Source organism: Dethiobacter alkaliphilus AHT 1, assembly GCF_000174415.1.
Taxonomy (GTDB): Bacteria; Bacillota; Dethiobacteria; order Dethiobacterales; family Dethiobacteraceae; genus Dethiobacter; species Dethiobacter alkaliphilus.
The window spans coordinates 170,860-190,120 of record NZ_ACJM01000006.1; the positions used below are offsets into that span (position 1 = coordinate 170,860).

General features: G+C 52.0%; 28 protein-coding genes. All 28 read right to left on the reverse strand.

Annotated elements, in window-relative coordinates; all coding sequences use genetic code 11:
* Nucleotides 1-2 precede the first annotated feature (2 nt).
* On the reverse strand, nt 3-1,259 hold the full coding sequence (gene secY / locus DEALDRAFT_RS07405) for a preprotein translocase subunit SecY (protein ID WP_008516290.1): 1,257 nt from the start codon (nt 1,257-1,259) through the stop codon (nt 3-5).
* Entirely contained in the window at nt 1,260-1,700 is a 441-nt protein-coding gene (gene rplO / locus DEALDRAFT_RS07410) for a 50S ribosomal protein L15 (protein ID WP_008516292.1), read from the reverse strand.
* 14 nt (nt 1,701-1,714) lie between these two features.
* A complete protein-coding gene (gene rpmD, locus DEALDRAFT_RS07415) occupies nt 1,715-1,897 on the reverse strand; it encodes a 50S ribosomal protein L30 (RefSeq protein ID WP_008516294.1) in 183 nt (60 codons plus the stop codon).
* An 11-nt stretch (nt 1,898-1,908) separates the two neighbouring features.
* Complete coding sequence (rpsE, locus tag DEALDRAFT_RS07420) at nt 1,909-2,409, reverse strand: 30S ribosomal protein S5 (RefSeq protein WP_008516295.1); 501 nt, start codon at nt 2,407-2,409, stop codon at nt 1,909-1,911.
* Nucleotides 2,410-2,431: 22 nt separating this feature from the next.
* Nucleotides 2,432-2,800, reverse strand: coding sequence for a 50S ribosomal protein L18 (gene rplR / locus DEALDRAFT_RS07425; protein ID WP_008516297.1), 369 nt, complete (start codon nt 2,798-2,800; stop codon nt 2,432-2,434).
* Nucleotides 2,801-2,826: 26 nt separating this feature from the next.
* The gene (gene rplF, locus DEALDRAFT_RS07430) at nt 2,827-3,363 is read right to left on the reverse strand and encodes a 50S ribosomal protein L6 (RefSeq protein ID WP_008516299.1); all 537 of its coding nucleotides are present in this window, start codon (nt 3,361-3,363) and stop codon (nt 2,827-2,829) included.
* 13 nt (nt 3,364-3,376) lie between these two features.
* Nucleotides 3,377-3,775 (reverse strand): 30S ribosomal protein S8, encoded by a 399-nt coding sequence (gene rpsH, locus DEALDRAFT_RS07435; RefSeq protein ID WP_008516301.1) that lies wholly within the window; start codon nt 3,773-3,775, stop codon nt 3,377-3,379.
* A gap of 33 nt (nt 3,776-3,808) precedes the next feature.
* Nucleotides 3,809-3,994, reverse strand: coding sequence for a type Z 30S ribosomal protein S14 (locus DEALDRAFT_RS07440; RefSeq protein WP_008516305.1), 186 nt, complete (start codon nt 3,992-3,994; stop codon nt 3,809-3,811).
* Nucleotides 3,995-4,018: 24 nt separating this feature from the next.
* A complete protein-coding gene (gene rplE / locus DEALDRAFT_RS07445; RefSeq protein WP_008516308.1) occupies nt 4,019-4,561 on the reverse strand; it encodes a 50S ribosomal protein L5 in 543 nt (180 codons plus the stop codon).
* A gap of 22 nt (nt 4,562-4,583) precedes the next feature.
* On the reverse strand, nt 4,584-4,913 hold the full coding sequence (gene rplX, locus DEALDRAFT_RS07450) for a 50S ribosomal protein L24 (protein WP_040378658.1): 330 nt from the start codon (nt 4,911-4,913) through the stop codon (nt 4,584-4,586).
* Between the two features lie 15 nt (nt 4,914-4,928).
* A complete protein-coding gene (rplN, locus tag DEALDRAFT_RS07455) occupies nt 4,929-5,297 on the reverse strand; it encodes a 50S ribosomal protein L14 (protein WP_008516311.1) in 369 nt (122 codons plus the stop codon).
* Between the two features lie 120 nt (nt 5,298-5,417).
* The gene (gene rpsQ / locus DEALDRAFT_RS07460; protein ID WP_008516313.1) at nt 5,418-5,675 is read right to left on the reverse strand and encodes a 30S ribosomal protein S17; all 258 of its coding nucleotides are present in this window, start codon (nt 5,673-5,675) and stop codon (nt 5,418-5,420) included.
* Between the two features lie 45 nt (nt 5,676-5,720).
* Complete coding sequence (gene rpmC, locus DEALDRAFT_RS07465; RefSeq protein WP_008516315.1) at nt 5,721-5,918, reverse strand: 50S ribosomal protein L29; 198 nt, start codon at nt 5,916-5,918, stop codon at nt 5,721-5,723.
* Nucleotides 5,908-6,342, reverse strand: a complete 435-nt coding sequence (gene rplP / locus DEALDRAFT_RS07470) for a 50S ribosomal protein L16 (RefSeq protein WP_008516317.1) — start codon at nt 6,340-6,342, stop codon at nt 5,908-5,910. The genes rpmC and rplP overlap by 11 nt, the downstream gene beginning before the upstream one ends.
* Nucleotides 6,320-7,000, reverse strand: coding sequence for a 30S ribosomal protein S3 (gene rpsC, locus DEALDRAFT_RS07475; protein ID WP_008516318.1), 681 nt, complete (start codon nt 6,998-7,000; stop codon nt 6,320-6,322). The genes rplP and rpsC overlap by 23 nt, the downstream gene beginning before the upstream one ends.
* A 4-nt stretch (nt 7,001-7,004) precedes the next feature.
* Complete coding sequence (rplV, locus tag DEALDRAFT_RS07480) at nt 7,005-7,346, reverse strand: 50S ribosomal protein L22 (RefSeq protein ID WP_008516320.1); 342 nt, start codon at nt 7,344-7,346, stop codon at nt 7,005-7,007.
* A gap of 12 nt (nt 7,347-7,358) precedes the next feature.
* Nucleotides 7,359-7,643, reverse strand: a complete 285-nt coding sequence (rpsS, locus tag DEALDRAFT_RS07485) for a 30S ribosomal protein S19 (protein ID WP_008516323.1) — start codon at nt 7,641-7,643, stop codon at nt 7,359-7,361.
* Between the two features lie 26 nt (nt 7,644-7,669).
* The gene (gene rplB / locus DEALDRAFT_RS07490) at nt 7,670-8,500 is read right to left on the reverse strand and encodes a 50S ribosomal protein L2 (RefSeq protein WP_008516325.1); all 831 of its coding nucleotides are present in this window, start codon (nt 8,498-8,500) and stop codon (nt 7,670-7,672) included.
* A 23-nt stretch (nt 8,501-8,523) separates the two neighbouring features.
* Nucleotides 8,524-8,814: a 50S ribosomal protein L23 gene (rplW, locus tag DEALDRAFT_RS07495; RefSeq protein WP_008516327.1), complete on the reverse strand. Its 291-nt coding sequence runs from the start codon at nt 8,812-8,814 to the stop codon at nt 8,524-8,526.
* A complete protein-coding gene (gene rplD / locus DEALDRAFT_RS07500; RefSeq protein ID WP_008516330.1) occupies nt 8,814-9,440 on the reverse strand; it encodes a 50S ribosomal protein L4 in 627 nt (208 codons plus the stop codon). The genes rplW and rplD overlap by 1 nt, the downstream gene beginning before the upstream one ends.
* Before the next feature lie 110 nt (nt 9,441-9,550).
* Nucleotides 9,551-10,192 (reverse strand): 50S ribosomal protein L3, encoded by a 642-nt coding sequence (gene rplC, locus DEALDRAFT_RS07505; RefSeq protein WP_008516332.1) that lies wholly within the window; start codon nt 10,190-10,192, stop codon nt 9,551-9,553.
* A 34-nt stretch (nt 10,193-10,226) separates the two neighbouring features.
* The gene (gene rpsJ / locus DEALDRAFT_RS07510) at nt 10,227-10,535 is read right to left on the reverse strand and encodes a 30S ribosomal protein S10 (protein WP_008516333.1); all 309 of its coding nucleotides are present in this window, start codon (nt 10,533-10,535) and stop codon (nt 10,227-10,229) included.
* Between the two features lie 156 nt (nt 10,536-10,691).
* Nucleotides 10,692-11,894 (reverse strand): elongation factor Tu, encoded by a 1,203-nt coding sequence (gene tuf, locus DEALDRAFT_RS07515; RefSeq protein ID WP_008516335.1) that lies wholly within the window; start codon nt 11,892-11,894, stop codon nt 10,692-10,694.
* 36 nt (nt 11,895-11,930) lie between these two features.
* Entirely contained in the window at nt 11,931-14,009 is a 2,079-nt protein-coding gene (gene fusA, locus DEALDRAFT_RS07520; RefSeq protein WP_008516337.1) for an elongation factor G, read from the reverse strand.
* A gap of 75 nt (nt 14,010-14,084) precedes the next feature.
* Nucleotides 14,085-14,555 carry a 30S ribosomal protein S7 gene (gene rpsG / locus DEALDRAFT_RS07525; protein WP_008516339.1) on the reverse strand — a complete coding sequence of 157 codons (471 nt, stop codon included), beginning with the start codon at nt 14,553-14,555 and terminating at the stop codon, nt 14,085-14,087.
* 190 nt (nt 14,556-14,745) lie between these two features.
* Nucleotides 14,746-15,120, reverse strand: a complete 375-nt coding sequence (gene rpsL, locus DEALDRAFT_RS07530; RefSeq protein ID WP_008516341.1) for a 30S ribosomal protein S12 — start codon at nt 15,118-15,120, stop codon at nt 14,746-14,748.
* Between the two features lie 72 nt (nt 15,121-15,192).
* A complete protein-coding gene (locus tag DEALDRAFT_RS07535) occupies nt 15,193-15,447 on the reverse strand; it encodes a L7Ae/L30e/S12e/Gadd45 family ribosomal protein (protein WP_008516342.1) in 255 nt (84 codons plus the stop codon).
* Between the two features lie 73 nt (nt 15,448-15,520).
* Nucleotides 15,521-19,216 (reverse strand): DNA-directed RNA polymerase subunit beta', encoded by a 3,696-nt coding sequence (rpoC, locus tag DEALDRAFT_RS07540; protein WP_050780784.1) that lies wholly within the window; start codon nt 19,214-19,216, stop codon nt 15,521-15,523.
* Between the last annotated feature and the right edge of the window lie 45 nt (nt 19,217-19,261).

Genomic DNA, 19,261 nt, shown 5'->3' on the forward strand with positions numbered 1-19,261 from the left:
CGTTATTTCATAAAGCCTTGATAATTTCTCATCATCATCTGACTTTCGATTTGTTTCATTGTCTCCAGGACCACACCCACCACGATGATCATGCCTACACCGCCAAAGATAACGTTGATGTTAAAGACGATTTGCAGGATGACGGGGACGGTGGCAATAAACGCCAAAGCGATGGCACCGGCCAGAGTCAGGCGGGTGGAAACACGGGCCAAAAATTCGGCCGTGGGGCGACCGGGACGTAACCCCGGTATAAAGCCGCCGTTTTTCTTCATGTCGTTGGAAATCTTCATGGGGTCAAACTGAATCGCCGTGTAAAAGTAGGCGAAGAAAAGAATCAACAGAACGTACAAAATGGTATGCAACCACGCACCCGGTGCAAACGCTGCGGCAACGCCCCTAAAGAACGGGGTATCGATAAACTGGGCCACCGTAGCGGGAAACATCAGCAGAGCTGAGGCAAAAATCACGGGAATAACACCGGACTGGTTGACTTTCATGGGGATATGGGTGGACTGGCCACCGTACATTTTACGGCCCACAACCCGCTTGGCATACTGCACCGGGATGCGGCGCTGGCCTTCTTCCAGGGCGATGATGCCCACAATCAGAGCCAGAATAATCAGGATGGTGGCAATCACCGTAAAGATGTTTATCTCCCCGATTTGCAGGAATGTAACTAACTCAGTAAGGCCGGGGCCAAACTGAGAAACGATACCGGCAAAAATGATAATGGAGATACCATTGCCGATTCCCCGTTCATTAATCAGCTCACCCAGCCACATCAGAAATGCGGTTCCTGCAGTTAAGGTGATAATAATGGTGAGGTAGGTAAACCAGTTGGGATCCACCACCGCACCGCGGAAAATTCCTACAGTCATACCGGTTGCCTGGATAAATGCCAGACCGATGGTGCCGAAGCGGACATACTGTTGCATAACCTTCTGGCCTTCCGGACCTTCCTTGGCCAGCTGCTCCAGCTTAGGGATAACCACGGTCAAAAGCTGCATTATGATTGAGGCGTTAATGTAGGGCATGATGCCCATGGCAAATACCGTAAACTGCTCCAAAGCACCCCCGGCAAACACATTGAACAGACCGAACAGGTTATCCCCCTGGAACATATCTGCAATCAATGTGGGATCCACACCGGGAACCGGGATGTGCGCGCCGAGTCGGTAAACCACCAGCATTAACAGAACGAAGATAATTCGCTGCCGCAGCTCTTTGATTTTCCAGGCACTGCGCATTGTCTCAAGCATTTAGATCACCTCAACTTTGCCGCCGGCTGCCTGAATCTTGTCCGCAGCAGTTTTGGAAAAACCTTGGGCTTTCACAGTAAGAGAACGTTCCAGTTCACCGTTACCTAAAATCCGTACCCCGTCTTTCAGGGATTTAATCAGGCCTTCCTGTTTCAAGAGTTCAGGAGTAACTTCTGCTCCGTCGGCAAAGATGTTGAGACGGGAAACATTGATTTCGTTATAGTTTTTCTTGAAGATACTGGTAAAGCCCCGCTTGGGCAAAGCACGCTGCAGTGGCATCTGGCCGCCTTCGAAGCCGGGACGTACACCGCCGCCGGAACGAGAGTTCTGGCCGTCCTGGCCACGGGCGGAAGTTTTACCCAGCCCGCTACCGATGCCGCGGCCCAGCCGTTTCTTGGCTTTCCGCGCCCCTTTTGGGCTCTTGAGTTCATGCAATCGCATATCACTACACCTCCTTAGGCTTCTTCTACTTTGACGAGGTGGGAAACCTTGTTAATCATACCCCTAATTTGAGGTGTATCGCCATGTTCAACGACCTGGTTCAGCTTTTTCAAGCCTAAAGCCTTTACCGTTGCTTTCTGGTCTTCAGGGCGCCCAATGGGGCTGTTGATCAACGTAATTCGTACCTGTTTAGCCATATTTGTTCCTCCTACCCTAGTAACTCTTCCACCGTTTTGCCCCGCAGCTTTGCTACCTCTTCAGCTCTTTTCAGGCTGGTGAGGCCTTCCATGGTAGCGTTGACCACGTTAATGGCATTGGCAGAACCGAGTGATTTGGTGAGGATGTCGCGCACACCGGCTAATTCCAATACTGCGCGAACCGGTCCGCCTGCGATAACACCGGTACCTTCGGAAGCCGGTTTTAACAGTACGCGGCCTGCTCCGTAGACACCTGTCACCGTATGGGGAATGGTGGTACCCACAAGTGGGACTTCGATCATATTCTTTTTCGCATCTTCGATGGCTTTACGAATCGCTTCGGGAACTTCACCTGCTTTACCCATGCCTGTTCCGACATGGCCGTTACCGTCACCTACGGCAACCAGGGCAGAGAAGCTAAAGCGACGGCCGCCTTTAACAACTTTGGCAACCCGGTTTATCTTCACGACTTTCTCAGTCAATTCCACCTTGTTGGGATCAAATTTATCCACGCGTTATTTTCCCTCCTTTACGCTAAAACTCCAGCCCTGCTTCGCGGGCTCCTTCGGCCAGCTCTTTAACACGTCCGTGATAAAGATAGCCGCCTCTGTCAAACACAACTTCTTTGATGCCTTTTTCCTGTGCCTTCTTGGCTACCAGAGCGCCTACCTGACGGGCGGCTTCTTTGGTGGCACCGGTGCTTTTTCCTTCCCGGACGGACGGATCAAGGCTGGAGGCGGAAAGAAGCGTGATGCCGCCTTCATCGTCAATCAGTTGTGCGTAAATGTGTTTCTGAGAACGAAACACGTTGAGACGCGGAATAGCAGGGGTTCCGAAAATTTTCTTACGGACTCGGAAATGTCTGCGCTTCCGGGCAACGTTTTTATCCTGACGGGTAATCATACCTTATCCCTCCCTTTCCTGCAAAATTACTTACCAGTTTTACCCACTTTGCGGCGAATGCGCTCGTTTTCGTACTTGATCCCTTTACCCTTATAAGGTTCGGGCTCACGGTAAGCACGAATGTTGGCGGCAAGGCTGCCGACGGCTTCCTTGTCAATCCCCTTCACAATAATCTTTGTGGGAGCGGGGACTTCAATCTGGACGCCAGCGGGCGGTGTAACGTTAACAGGGTGGGAGTACCCTACAGAGAGTACCAAAGTGTCGCCTTGCTTGTTGGCACGGTATCCAACGCCCACCAATTCCAGTGTTTTGGAGAAACCTTGGGTAACTCCCTCCACCATGTTGGCCACCAGAGTCCGTGTCAGACCATGCATGGAGCGCTCTACTTTGCTGTCTGAGTTGCGGCTAACAATAATCTGGTTATCTTCCACATCAATGTTGACTATGCCGGGCACTTCTCGCTGCAGTTGTCCCAGCGGCCCTTTAACAGTCACCACGTTATCTTTTTTACTGAATTCAACGCCCTCAGGCAGTTGAATCGGTTTACGACCGGTGCGGCTCATGTCTTTCCCTCCCTTACCAGATGTAGCAGAGAACTTCGCCGCCGACGCCGTTTTTACGTGCGGTCTTGTCGGTCATAATCCCCTGTGAGGTGGAAATGACGGCGACGCCGAGACCACCCAGTACTTTGGGCAGTTCGTCTTTCTGTGCGTAGACACGCAGCCCCGGCTTGCTGATTCTCTTTAAACCGGAAATGACCTTTTCGCGGTTAGATCCGTATTTGAGGTAAACCTTAATGGTTCCCTGCTTATCATCTTTTTTGAATTCATAATCTTTAATAAAACCTTCTTGCTTAAGAATTTCGGCAATGGCAACCTTGATTTTGGAACCGGGAATGGTTACCGTATCATGCTGCACCATATTTGCATTGCGAATTCTAGTTAGCATATCGGCAATTGGGTCCGTCATGGTCATTGCAATCGAACCTCCTTTCTCTCCAATCCCCGTTTACCAGCTGGCTTTTTTCACGCCGGGGATTTTCCCTTCATGGGCAAGCTTACGGAAACAAAGGCGACACATACCGAATTTGCGCAGGTACGCGCGGGGACGGCCGCACAATTTGCAACGGTTATAGCCTTGCACTTCAAATTTGGGGGTCCTGTTTGCCTTGGCAATCATAGATTTCTTGGCCACTTTTTCCCCTCCTTTATTGTTTAGTTATGCAGTTCTAAACGGCATGCCTAACTCCCGCAATAATTCCCGTGCTTCTTCATCGGTATTTGCGGTGGTCACGATAATGATGTCCATGCCGCGTACTTTTTCCACCTGATCATAGTTAATTTCCGGGAAGATTAGCTGCTCACGGAGTCCCAGGGAGTAATTCCCGCGACCGTCGAAAGACTTGGGGGAAACACCACGGAAGTCACGTACACGGGGCAGTGCCACGTTTAACAGTTTATCCAGGAATTCATACATTCTTTGGCCGCGAAGGGTCACCTTGCAACCAATGGACATGCCTTCACGGATTTTAAAGCTGGCCACCGATTTTCTCGCCTTGGTAATAACGGGGCGCTGGCCTGCGATGAGTGTCATGTCATTTACGGCTGCGTCCAAAGCCTTGGGATTATCCTTGGCTTCACCCACACCCATATTGATAACAACCTTATCCAGGCGGGCGGCCTCCAGAACGTTCTTGTATTGAAAACGATCCATTAAAGCTGGCCGTACTTCGTTTAGATATTTATCTTTTAAGCGAGCCATAACACTGTTACCTCCTTTCCGGCTACTTGTCGAGGGATTCGCCGCACTTCCTGCAAGCCCGGTTGCGGGAGCCGTCTGCTGCGACGTTCTTCTTAATCCGCGAGGCTTTTTTGCAGCTGGGGCAAACCACCATGACTTTATCGCTGTAAATTGGCGCTTCCTGTTCATGGATGCCGGCCTGCACACGCTGCTGTGCACGAGTGTGCTTCTTGACAATATTTACGCCTTCGACAATCACTTTGCCCTCTGCAGGCAGAGCGCTAATGACTTTACCTTCTTTGCCCTTGTCCTTGCCGGACAGGACCAGAACCTTATCTCCTTTTTTAACATGGAGCTTAGCCACTTCGATGATGCACCTCCTTGGCGCTTAGATCACTTCCGGTGCCAGTGATACAATTTTCATATAATCCTTGTCACGCAGTTCCCTGGCCACCGGTCCGAAAATCCGGGTACCGCGCGGGTTCTTCTGCTCATTAATCAAAACGGCAGCGTTTTCATCGAATTTGATATAAGAGCCGTCGCCTCGCCGCAATCCTTTACGGGTACGGACGATGACAGCTTTAATCACTTCACCTTTTTTGACAACTCCGCCGGGCGTTGCTTCTTTAACAGAAGCCACAATTACGTCACCGATGTTGCCGGACTTCCGGGTTGAACCGCCGAGAACTTTAATGCACATAATCTTCTTGGCGCCGGAGTTGTCGGCTACAGCCAGGTAAGTTTGGGGCTGAATCATCGTCAAACCTCCTTTAAACCAGATGTCGGGTGCCGGATGTCGGATGTCGGGCTCTCCTGCTATAAATTAAAGCAGTTTTATTATGCTCTCATCCGAGCTCTGACCTCTGACTTCTGACCTCTATAATTGTGATCTTTCCAGAACCTCGACCAAGCGCCATCTTTTATCTTTGCTAAGAGGTCTGGTTTCCATAATGCGGACCTTATCGCCGATTCCGCAGGAATTCTCCGGGTCATGCACTTTATATTTAGTGGATGTACGGACAATTTTTCCATACAGAGGATGGCGAGTGGTTCGTTCGACGGAGACGACGGCCGTCTTTTCCATCTTATCGCTGACAACACGACCGATACGAGTCTTACGATTGTTTCGCTCCAAGAGCTTTGCCTCCTTTCGGATACACTTGCAATAAAGCGTTGTAGCTTAATTTACATTCAGTTCGCGTTCACGTTGAACGGTCTTAACCCGCGCAATATTCTTGCGGACTTCCCGGATACGCATTGGGTTTTCCAATTGTCCGGTGGCCATTTGAAAGCGCAGATTAAAAAGCTCTTCTTTTAACTCGGCAAGTTTGCCCACCAGTTCCACGTCGCTGAATTCCTTCAACTCATTAGCTTTCATGACCTTCACCACCAGTCTCAGCACGCATAACGAACTTCGTTTTAATGGGAAGTTTGTGCGCAGCAAGGCGCATGGCTTCCCGGGCAGTTTCTTCCGGTACGCCGGCCAATTCAAAGAGAATCCGACCCGGCTTAACTACGGCCACCCAAAATTCGGGGGAACCTTTACCGCTACCCATGCGGGTTTCAGCGGGCTTTGCCGTTACCGGCTTATCGGGAAAAATCTTAATCCAAACTTTACCGCCCCGCTTGATGTAACGGGTCATGGCAATACGGGCGGACTCAATCTGCTGATTGGTAATCCAGGCGGGCTCCAGAGCCTGCAGACCATATTCACCGAAAGCGATGGTGTTACCGGCCTGAGCCTTACCTTTCATGCGTCCGCGATGCTGCCTGCGGTACTTAACTCTTTTTGGTATCAGCATTCTGGTTCCCTCCTTCCTGTTTTTGCTTGGTCGGAAGGACCTCCCCTTTATAAATCCAGACTTTTACGCCTATTTTACCATAGGTTGTATCAGCTTCAACAAAGCCGTAATCGATATCGGCACGTAAGGTCTGCAGGGGAACGGTTCCCTCGTGATTTGATTCAGTACGGGCAATTTCTGCACCGCCCAGGCGGCCGCTGATCATCACTTTGATGCCTTTGGCGCCGGCGCGCATGGTACGGAAAATGGATTGCTTCATGGCACGGCGGAATGCAATCCGCTTAGTTAGCTGGTTGGCAATGCTTTCTGCCACCAGAGTAGCATCCAACTCCGGTCTCTTAATCTCCACAATGTTAATGTGCACCTGTTTTTTATCGGTGAGCTTTTCCAACTTCTTGCGCAGCTCTTCCACACCGGAGCCACCTTTACCGATTACGATACCGGGCTTGGCTGTATGAATAGAAATACGAATACGGTTGGCAGCACGCTCAATTTCAACTTTGGAAACACCGGCGTTGTTCAAGTGCTTGACAATGGCTTTACGGATCTTCATATCCTCATGCAGGAGATCCGTATAGTTTTTATCGGCATACCATTTGGCTTCCCAGTCGCGGATAACGCCAATTCGAAAGCCGACAGGACTAACCTTTTGACCCACGGACTTATCCCTCCTTATTTTCCCTGAGGACGATTGTGATGTGGCTGGTTGGCTTGCGGATCCGGCTGGCCATGCCGCGTGCCCGCGGACGGAAACGCTTCAGGACCGGGCCCTGATCAACAAAGGCCTGCGCCACATAGAGATTATCTTTGTTCATTTCATAGTTATGCTCCGCATTAGCCACGGCAGAGTGCAGTACTTTGTAGATGGGTTCTGCCGGCTTGTTGGGAGTCATCTTCAGGATCGCCATTGCTTCCTGGGCGTTCCTGCCGCGTATCTGGTCCACCACCAGGCGGGCCTTCCGCGGGGACATTCTAATATACTTAGCAACAGCTTTTGCTTCCACGGGAATCCCTCCTTATTTAAGCGATGTGGACCGTTCGGTATGGCCACCATGGCCACGATACGTCCGGGTTGGGGCAAATTCACCAAGCTTATGACCGACCATATCCTCAGTTATATAGACGGGCACATGCTTTCTGCCGTCATGGACCGCCAGTGTGTGTCCGACCATTTCCGGAAAAATGGTGGAACGACGGGACCATGTCTTAATTACTTTCTTCTCGTTCTTCTCATTCATCTGCTGGATTTTGGCCAGCAGCTTCTCTTCAATATAGGGGCCTTTTTTCAGAGACCTGGACAAGTCTTTGCGACCTCCTTTCGGAACATCTACTTAGTCCGACGCCTTACAATGTACTGATCGGACTTTTTGTTCTTCTGGCGTGTTTTATAACCTAAGGTTGGTTTACCCCAAGGGGTAACCGGGCTCTTACGACCAATGGGAGCCTTACCCTCACCACCACCGTGGGGGTGATCGTTGGGGTTCATCACAACACCGCGAACGGTGGGACGCTTACCCAACCAGCGGGAACGGCCCGCTTTACCAATGGTAATGTTTTCGTGTTCAAGGTTTCCTACCTGGCCGATGGTGGCTCTGCACTCCTGGGAAATCAGGCGAACTTCGCCGGACGGCAGGCGTACGTGGGCATACTTACCTTCTTTGGCCATCAGCTGGGCTGCAGCTCCGGCGGAACGAACTAACTGGCCGCCTTTGCCTACCTTCAGCTCGATGTTATGAATCAAAGTACCCACGGGAATTGCCTTTAAGGGCATGGCGTTTCCGGGCTTAATGTCGGCGCTTTCACCGGAGAGGATCGGTGTCCCTACGGTTACGCCCACGGGGGCCAGGATGTAGCGTTTTTCGCCGTCTGCATAGTGGAGAAGAGCAATGTTTGCAGAACGGTTGGGATCGTACTCAATGGTTGCGACCTTGGCGGGAATGCCCTCTTTGTCGCGTTTAAAATCGATAATCCGGTACTTACGTTTATGGCCGCCACCCTGATGCCGGACCATAATCCGGCCTGTTGCATTGCGGCCCGCTTTCTTTTTCAGCGGTGCCAGCAAGGATTTTTCAGGCTGATCCGTGGTGATTTTCTCGAAAGTATTTACGGTCATAAAACGGCGTCCCGGAGAGGTGGGAACAAACTTCTTCACTGCCATGGGTTTTCTCCCTCCTTCCTGGATTACAGGCCTTCAAAGATTTCGATCGGTTTGCTGCCCTCTTCCAGGGTAACTACAGCTTTTTTCCAGTTGGGGCGCCGACCGGTATGCATGCCCATCCGCTTCATCTTACCTTGCATACGAATGGTGTTTACGTCTTTAACCTTAACTTTAAAGAGTTCCTCAATGGCTTTTTTAATTTCCACTTTGTTTGCACCGGGGTCCACCTGGAAAGCATACTTCATTTCTTCCATCATCATGGTGGACTTTTCGGAAATCAGTGGCTTTTTGATAATATCTCTGGCGTCTCGCATCAGGCGAATACCTCCTCCACCTGGACCACGGCATCCCGTGTAATCACCAGGTTGTCGGTGTTCAGGATGTCATAGACGTTCAGCTGGTTGGTGCTGGTGGTCTTAACTCCCGGAATGTTGCGTGCAGACTTAATCACGTTCTCCTGTGGGGTATCGGTGATGATCAGCACTTTGCGACCGGTGTTGAGATTGTTCAGCACCTGCACCATTTCCTTGGTCTTTGGAGCATCCATGGCCAACTGATCCAAAACGATCAGTGAACCGGTGTTAACTTTGCTGGTCAGAGCTGACTTAAGTGCCAGTCTTCTGATTTTCTTGGGCAGAGACTGCTTATAGTTGCGTCGTCCGTCGGGGCCAAAGGTAATTCCGCCGCCGCGCCAAATGGGTGAGCGGATGGAACCGTGCCGGGCCCGGCCGGTGCCTTTCTGGCGCCAGGGCTTGCGGCCGCCGCCTCTGACTTCGGTGCGGTCTTTTGTCTTTGCTGTGCCCAGCCGCTGGTTAGCCAGATAAGCAAGCACAGCCTGGTGCATGGCGGCTTCATTTACTTTGCTGGCAAAAACTGCCTCGGAAAGTTCAATCTCGCCCTGCTGTTCGCCCGCTGTGTTATATAAAGCTACTTTCGGCATCACAAATCCTCCCTTCTAAGACAGAGGTCGGAGATCGGAGATCAGATATCGGATGAAAGCTAACCAAGCTGTCAAACTTCATCTTTTTGCGACCTCTGCTTACGTCTTTGTTACTTTGCTTCTTTTACGTTCTTAACGGTGTTTTTCAGTGTCACCAGACCGCCACGGGGGCCGGGAACGGCACCGTGGATCAAAAGCAGGTTACGGTCGGTGTCCACTTTAACCACCTTTAATTTCTGGACAGTTACTTTTACGCCGCCCATACGCCCGGGCAGTTTACGTCCCTTGAAAACACGGGCTGCATCCACCGCACCCAGAGAACCGGGGCCGCGGTGATAATGGGAACCGTGAGTTGTGGGTCCGCGTCCGAAACCGTGGCGCTTGATGGCACCGGCAAAGCCCTTACCGCGGGTAACACCGCTGATGTCTACCCAGTCACCTTCGGCAAATACATCTGCTTTTACTTCCTGGCCCACTTCATAAGAAGCGGTGTCTTCCAGGCGCATTTCGCGGATATATTTTTTAGGTTCCTGCTCGGCTTTTTTAAAGTGTCCAGCCAGGGGCTTGGTAACATGTTTTTCTTTGATAGCGCCATAGCCAAACTGAACTGCATCGTAGCCGTCGACTTCTTTTGTTTTCTTCTGTACCACAACACAAGGACCCGCCTCAATTACAGTTACGGGGATAACCTTGCCTTCTTCGGTAAAAACCTGGGTCATGCCGACTTTTTTGCCTAAAATTGCTTTTTGCACGACTTGCACCTCCTTAAATGCCTATTATCCCAGATTAGAGTTTGATTTCGATATCCACACCAGCCGGTAAATCCAGCCTCATCAGCGAGTCGATGGTCTTGGGTGTTGGCTCAAGAATATCAATTAGCCGCTTATGTGTGCGCATTTCAAACTGTTCACGGGAGTCCTTGTACTTATGAGGTGCCCGGATAACGGTATAAATGCTCTTTTCCGTCGGCAGCGGGATGGGCCCGGAAACGTTAGCACCGGTCCTTTTTGCCGTCTCCACAATTTTGCTGGAAGACTGATCCAGAATTTGATGATCAAACGCCTTAAGGCGGATACGGATTTTTTGTTTCGCCATTTTGTTCCCTCCTTCATTCGCCTGATTTTCAGACTACTCCGCAAAAATTCCCGGGCCACAAAGGCCCGCAACCTTTTGCTTCATTGTTATCATCCGGGCTGCATTAAAATCAGCTTCTAAAGCAGCCCGGAAAAAGCATATATTAAAGTGTGTGACTTACTCGATGATGCTGGCCACAACACCGGCGCCTACAGTGCGGCCGCCTTCGCGGATAGCAAAGCGCAGGCCTTCCTCGATGGCGATGGGGGTGATCAGTTCGATCTTCATCTGCACGTTGTCACCGGGCATAATCATTTCCACGCCTTCCGGCAGGGTGATAACACCGGTTACGTCGGTGGTGCGCAGGTAGAACTGGGGACGATAACCCTGGAAGAACGGGGTATGACGGCCGCCTTCTTCCTTCTTCAGAACGTAAACCTCGGCGTTGAACTTGGTATGGGGGTTAATGCTGCCGGGCTTAGCCAGGACCTGGCCGCGCTCGATTTCTTCACGGTCCACACCGCGCAACAGGGCGCCGATGTTGTCGCCGGCTTCGGCAAAGTCCATGATCTTGCGGAACATTTCCACACCGGTTACAACGGTCTTACGGGATTTTTCAGCAAAACCGACGATTTCCACTTCTTCGCCCACTTTGATGGCGCCACGCTCTACACGACCGGTGGCAACAGTACCACGACCGGTGATGGTGAACACGTCTTCGATGGGCATCAGGAAGGGCTTGTCGATGTCACGTTCCGGAGTGGGAACGTACTCGTCCACAGCGTCCATCAACTCCCAGATTACTTTGCAGTCGGGGCAGTCGCGCTGACCGCAGCCGTGCTCCAAAGCTTTCAGTGCGGAACCTACAACTACAGGCACATCGTCACCGGGGAATTCGTACTCGTTTAAGAGGTCGCGAACTTCCATTTCCACCAGTTCGATCAGCTCAGGATCGTCAACCTGGTCGGCTTTGTTCATGAAAACAACGATGTGGGGAACGCCAACCTGACGGGCCAGCAGGATATGCTCCCGGGTCTGGGGCATGGGGCCGTCGGCTGCGGATACCACCAGGATTGCACCGTCCATCTGGGCGGCACCGGTAATCATGTTCTTAACATAGTCGGCGTGGCCGGGGCAGTCTACGTGTGCGTAGTGACGGCCTTCGGTCTCATATTCCACGTGTGCGGTGGAAATGGTGATACCACGTTCCTTTTCTTCAGGTGCTTTGTCGATTTCGTCGTAAGCAGTTTTGGTTGCGCCGCCTGCGGTGGAAAGACAAGTGGTGATTGCAGCGGTCAGAGTAGTTTTACCGTGGTCAACGTGGCCGATGGTGCCCACGTTTACGTGTGGCTTAGTTCTTTCAAACTTTTGCTTTGCCATGTTGGGAGAACCTCCTTTGTTTTAAACGAAACTGTTTTATCCTTGTTGTTTCTCAATAATCTCTTGTGCCATGTTTTTCGGCATTTCTTCGTAGCTGTCGAATTCCATGGAGTATGTGCCGCGGCCCTGGGTTTTGGAACGCAAATCGGTGGCGTAACCAAACATTTCCGACAGGGGCACCTTGGCGCGGATTACCTGCGAACCCATGCGGGGCTCCATACCTTCCACGCGTCCGCGACGGCTGTTAATGTCGCCCATCACATCACCCATGTATTCTTCGGGAACCGTTACTTCCACTTTCATCATGGGCTCCAGAATGGCAGGATCTGCTTTGTTTACACCGTTTTTGAAGGCCATGGAACCGGCTACTTTAAAGGCCATTTCCGAGGAGTCCACATCGTGGTAGGAACCGTCCACAACGGTTACCTTCACATCAATTAACGGGAAACCGGCAACCACACCGGTGTTCATGGCTTCCTGAATGCCATTGTCGATGGGAGCGATATATTCCTTGGGAATTACGCCGCCCACGATTTTGCTCTCAAAGATATAACCTTCACCGCCGGGCTCCAGAGGCTCCAGCTCGATGACACAGTGGCCGTACTGGCCACGGCCGCCGGACTGGCGGACGAACTTGCCTTCGGCCTTGGTGGCCTTGCGGATGGTTTCTTTATAGGCAACCTGGGGCTTACCTACGTTGGCGCCTACCTTAAACTCTCTTAGCAGACGGTCAATGATGATTTCCAGGTGCAGCTCACCCATACCGGAGATAATGGTCTGGCCGGTCTCTTCGTCGGTTCTGGCCCGGAAGGTGGGATCTTCCTCCGAAAGCTTTGCCAGAGAGATGGACATCTTCTCCTGGTCGGCTTTGGTTTTGGGCTCAATGGCCACGTCAATTACCGGCTCAGGGAAGCTGATGGTCTCCAAAAGTACCTGAGACTGCTCATCACAGAGGGTGTCACCGGTGGTGGTGTTTTTCAGGCCCACAATGGCCACAATGTCACCGGCGGTAACATCCTTAATTTCTTCCCGGTGGTTAGCGTGCATGCGCAGTACCCGGCCGATTCTTTCCCGCTTTCCTTTGGAGGAGTTGTAGACATAGGAACCACTCTCCATCACACCGGAATAAACACGGGCGTAGGTCAGTTTACCCACATAGGGGTCGGACATAATCTTAAAGGCCAGGGCGGCAAACGGCTCCGCATCATCAGCCTTTCTGACCACCTCTTCCTCGGTACCCGGCACAACACCGCTTACCGGCGGAACATCATGAGGCGAGGGCATATACTGAATAACTGCGTCCAACATGGGCTGAACACCTTTATTCTTGTAGGAAGAACCGCAGAGAACCGGGACTATTTCCACAGCAATGGTTCCCTTGCGCAGGGCGGCCTTGATCTGGTCCTCACTGATTTCTTCACCTTCAAGATACATCATCATCAGTTCTTCATCGAATTCTGCAGCGGCTTCCAGCAACTTTTCCCGGTATTCCTGGGCCAATTCCAACAGGTCGTCGGGAATCTCCGTTTCATCACTGCGGGTTCCCAGGTCATCGGTGTAGATAATGGATTTCATGCGAATCAAGTCAATGATTCCCTGGAAATTATCTTCCGCACCGATGGGGAGCTGGATGGGGACCGCGTTTACGTTCAGACGATTCTTCATGGATTCCAGTACATAAAAGAAATCTGCGCCTGTAATGTCCATTTTGTTAACATAGGCCATACGCGGAACACGGTACTTGTCGGCCTGGCGCCAAACCGTTTCTGACTGCGGCTCAACGCCGCCCTTGGCACAAAATACGCCAACGGCACCGTCCAAAATTCTTAAGCTGCGTTCAACCTCTACAGTAAAATCAACGTGTCCGGGTGTGTCAATGATGTTAATGGTATGATCCTGCCACATGGCGGTGGTAGCGGCGGACGTAATGGTGATACCCCGTTCCTGCTCCTGGGCCATCCAGTCCATGGTGGCCGCACCGTCATGCACCTCACCCAGCTTGTGAACGCGCCCTGTGTAAAACAGAATCCGCTCTGTAGTTGTAGTCTTGCCGGCGTCAATATGCGCCATGATGCCAATGTTTCTTGTTTTTTCCAAGGGGGTAGTTCTTGGCATTTAAGGTCCCCTCCTTTCCTTCATAGCATGTAATTATAAAAGTTATTTTAGTCAAAAGAAATGTGTACGTACTGCTTACCAGCGGTAATGGGCAAAAGCTTTGTTGGCTTCGGCCATACGATGGGTATCTTCTTTCTTCTTGAAGGCACCACCGGTATTGTTTACCGCATCCATCAGCTCAGCAGCCAATCGTTCCGCCATGGTCTTCTCTCCACGCTCCCGGGCGTATCTTGTTAGCCAACGAAGAGCAAGGATATTACGACGATGGGCAGAAACTTCCACAGGCACCTGATAGTTGGCACCACCAACACGGCGTGCTTTAACTTCCAGGACAGGGGAAACGTTCTTTACTGCGTTATCAAAAACTTCCTTGGGATCCTGGCCTGTTTTCTCCCGGATAATCTCCATGGCATCATAAAAGATGGACTGGGCCACCCCTTTTTTGCCATCCAGCATCAAAGAGTTAACAAACTTGGTGATCATTTTGGAATTATAAATCGGATCAGGTAACACATCCCTCTTGGGGACCGGACCTTTACGGGGCATACTCTACTCCTCCTTCCTTTTTGCGAGGCAATAACCTGCGCAAATGCTGCGTTCTCGGTCGTCTTGGCTCGTGCGACGAACCAATTGTTCGCCTTACTCGCCGCGCTCCCTGCGGCCTTGCCTTGCTTGGTTCTTGCCTCGCAAAGCAGCCACAGTTTAAAGCCGAGATTATTGGTGAAATGTTAAAAATTTACTTCTTTTTGCGCTTAGCGCCGTATTTGGAACGCGCTTGATTGCGGTTTTCTACGCCTGCGGTGTCCAATGCGCCGCGCACTAAGTGATAACGTACGCCGGGAAGGTCTTTTACACGACCGCCACGGACAAGCACCACAGAGTGCTCCTGGAGATTATGACCGATACCGGGAATATAGGTTGTCACCTCAATCCCGTTTGTCAGACGAACACGGGCGATTTTACGCAGTGCTGAGTTCGGCTTTTTGGGTGTGGTTGTTGAAACACGAGTACATACGCCGCGCTTTTGTGGAGAACTGTCCAAAGCGGGGGACGTTGACTTCTTTTTGATTTCTACTCTTCCCTGGCGGACCAATTGGTTCAGGGTCGGCATCCCACTCCACCTCCTTCCTGAAATGTGCAAGTGTAAATCCTCCGCCCGCCGTTGGGCGGGCGAAGGCAAAGGTTAATCTTCCAGCAAAATGGCAGCGGTAGCTGCGCTTACCTTAATGTTGCAGGCCTTGCCCAGTTCATCCATGGTTTCCACCACGGTGACCGGAATGTCTTTTTGCCCGCACGCTTGTGCAATGGGCCGGGTCACCCGCTCATCCGCATCCCTGGCGATAAAAACATGCCGGGCTTTGCCGCATTCCACGGCTTTTTGCGTCTGCTTGGTCCCCGTCACCGTTTGGCGTGCCTGCTTCAGGTTTTCCAGATCCATAAGCATCCTCCCAGAATTATGGGTAAAAGGCACACTTAGATATTTTACCACCATCGGTTTTGCTTGTCAATTATTATTCTTCGTCCTGGACCACCGGTTGTTCTTCCTGGGTGAAGTCTGCATCGTCGGCCAGGATATCATCAAAGATGGAGTCATCCATATCGCAACCGGGAACTTCCACCAGCGGCTTGATCTGAATGTTGCGGTAGCGGTTCATGCCGGTTCCCGCAGGAACCAGTTTGCCGATAATAACGTTTTCTTTGAGTCCCAAAAGCGGATCGTTCTTGCCTTTGATGGCTGCCTCGGTGAGAACGCGGGTGGTTTCCTGGAATGAGGCGGCGGAGAGGAAGGAATCGGTGGCCAGAGAGGCCTTGGTGATACCCAACAACAGTGGACGGGCCTCAGCTGGCTCGCCACCGTTGGCCACAACCCCTTCGTTTACTTCATCAAAGATGAAGCTGTCAACCAGGCCGCCGGGCAAGAGGTCGGTGTCTCCCGCTTCTTCCACCTTGATTTTCTTCAGCATCTGGCGGATCATTACTTCAATGTGTTTATCGTTAATGTCAACACCCTGCAGCCGGTATACCCGCTGCACCTCCTGCAGAAGGTAGACCTGCACTCCGCGGGGCCCTTTGACTTTTAGGAGGTCGTGGGGGTTTACCGAACCTTCGGTGAGCTCCTGACCCGCCTCCACATGGTCGCCGTTTTTAACCTTCAGGCGTGAACCGTAGGGAATGGGGTAAGTTTTGGTCTCACCGTGCTCCGGTGTGACCTGAACTTCCCGGCGCTGGCGCGCCTCGGTAATTTCCACTGAACCGTCCACTTCGGTGATAACGGCCAACCCTTTGGGCTTTCTGGCTTCGAAAAGTTCCTCAATCCGGGGAAGACCCTGGGTAATGTCGTCACCGGCCACACCACCGGTATGGAACGTCCGCATGGTGAGCTGTGTTCCCGGCTCCCCAATGGACTGGGCGGCGATAATGCCCACCGCCTCACCCACATCCACAATACGTCCGGTGGCCAGGTTACGGCCGTAGCATCTGACGCAGACTCCGTGGCGGGTTTTACAGGTAAGCACTGAACGAATGTGAATCTCCTCAATGCCTTTGGCCAGAATTTCATCGGCTTTATCTTCATCGATGAATTCGTTTTTGGCCACCAGGAGCGTTCCTTCTTCCGGATCAAAGAGATCGGCCATGGCGTAGCGACCGTTGATGCGGTCGTGTAAATCTTCAATTACCTCGCTGCCGTCCCGGATTTCGGAAACGGTAATACCCTGTTGGGTACCGCAGTCGATTTCGCGAACGATGACATCCTGGGCCACATCCACCAGTCGGCGGGTGAGGTAACCGGAGTCGGCGGTCTTAAGCGCCGTATCCGCCAAACCTTTCCGGGCACCGTGGGTGGAAATAAAGTATTCCAAAACGGTGAGACCTTCACGGAAATTGGCCTTAATGGGTAAGTCGATGATGCGGCCGGTGGGGTCGGCCATCAGACCGCGCATCCCGGCAAGCTGGGTAATCTGTGAGATGTTACCACGGGCACCGGAGTGGGCCATCATAAAGATGGGGTTAAAGGGATCAAGGGTACCCATCAGCTCTTTGGTTACATCATCCTTGGCTTTGGTCCAGATTTCGATGACGTGGTCGTAGCGTTCTTCATCGGTAATCAGACCGCGGCGGAACTGCTTTTCAATCTTTTCAACTTTTCCTTCGGCTCCCTGCAGAATCTGCGGCTTGGCTTCCGGGACGGTAATATCATCCACCGCCACGGTAATGCCGGCGCGGGTTGCGTAGGTAAAGCCGGTCTTTTTAATGTCATCAAGAATTTCTGAAGTGCGGGTATTGCCGTACTGGCGGTAACAGCGTCCGATGATGCTGCCTAAGAACCCCTTTTTCACCGCTTCGCTGGTAGGATGCTTGGCGATGATTTCGGCAATGTTTAGTCCCCGCTCCAGAATAAAGTCTTCATCATCCACCGGATTGTTGAAATCCGGATTGTTAATGTAGATAAAGTCTTCCGGGAATATATTGTTAAAGATCAGTTTACCCACTGTGGTGATAAACAGTTTGGTGCCCGGTGTGCGGCGCATCTCTTCCCGGCCGATGAACAGCTTGGGATAGTTATTGATATTCACGGCCACACGGGCATGCAGAGCCACCAAACCGGACTGGTAGGCCAAAATGGCTTCCAGCGGAGAGGCGAACACCTTACCTTCTCCTTGTGCCCCTTCCCGCTCCACAGTAAGGTAATACATTCCCAGAACCATGTCCTGTGTCGGTGTGGTTACCGGCCGGCCGTCCTTGGGGTTAAGAATGTTTTGTGCCGAAAGCATTAAAAGGCGTGCTTCGGCCTGTGCTTCCGCGGAGAGCGGTACGTGCACCGCCATCTGGTCACCGTCAAAGTCGGCGTTATAGGCGGTACAGACCAGCGGGTGGATTTTGATGGCCCGGCCCTCAACCAGCACCGGTTCAAAAGCCTGAATACCCAGGCGGTGCAGGGTTGGCGCCCGGTTTAGGAGCACCGGATGGTCGCGAATCACATCTTCCAGTACATCCCACACTTCCGGACGGACTTTTTCCACCATGCGCTTGGCACTTTTAATATTATGGGCAAAGCCGTCGTTTACCAACCGCTTCATGACAAAGGGCTTAAACAGCTCCAGAGCCATTTCCTTGGGCAGGCCGCACTGGTAAAGTTTCATTTCCGGACCCACCACGATTACGGAACGGCCGGAGTAGTCCACCCGTTTACCCAAGAGGTTCTGACGGAACCGTCCCTGCTTACCTTTGAGCATATCGGAAAGGGACTTTAACGGTCTGTTGCCGGGCCCGGTTACCGGACGGCCGCGGCGGCCGTTGTCAATCAGGGCATCCACCGCTTCCTGCAGCATCCGCTTCTCGTTGCGGACGATAATATCCGGTGCGCCCAGGTCTAAGAGACGCTTGAGCCGGTTATTGCGGTTAATTACACGACGATACAGATCGTTTAAGTCGGAGGTGGCAAAGCGGCCGCCGTCCAGCTGCACCATGGGGCGCAGATCCGGGGGGATGACGGGAATCACATCCAGAATCATCCACATGGGATTGTTGCCGGAGAGCCGGAAGGCTTCAGACACTTCCAGGCGGCGCACAGCTCTGATTTTCTTCTGGCCGGTGGCGGAACGCAGTTCACTGCGCAGGTCTTTGACCATCTGCTCCAGGTCGATTTCATCCAGGAGCTTTTTCACCGCTTCAGCACCCATTTCCGCTTTAAAACCGCGGCCGGCCCTAAAGAGATGATCATACTTTTCGCGATACTCGCGGAATTCCATTTCCGTTAAAAGCTGCTTTTTGACTAGCCCGGTATCACCGGGATCGATTACCACATAAGCGGCAAAATACAGGACTTTTTCCAGGGCTCTGGGCGACATGTCCAGCAAAAGCCCCATCCGGCTGGGAATTCCTTTGAAATACCAAATGTGGGAAACGGCGGCGGCCAGTTCAATATGGCCCATGCGCTCCCGACGGACCTTGGCCCGTGTAACTTCCACACCACAGCGATCGCAAACGATTCCTTTGTAGCGGACACGCTTGTATTTCCCACAGTGACATTCCCAGTCCTTTTGCGGACCAAAAATCTTTTCGCAGAAAAGTCCTTCGCGCTCCGGTTTCAGTGTGCGGTAGTTGATGGTTTCCGGCTTTTTAACTTCACCCCGGGACCAGGCCCGGATTTGTTCAGGCGATGCCAGGCCGATTTTTAAAGCATCAAAATTGTTAACATCCAGCAAGGGCACTTCCTCCCTTTCGTCTACTCTTAACCCACGGTTAACAGA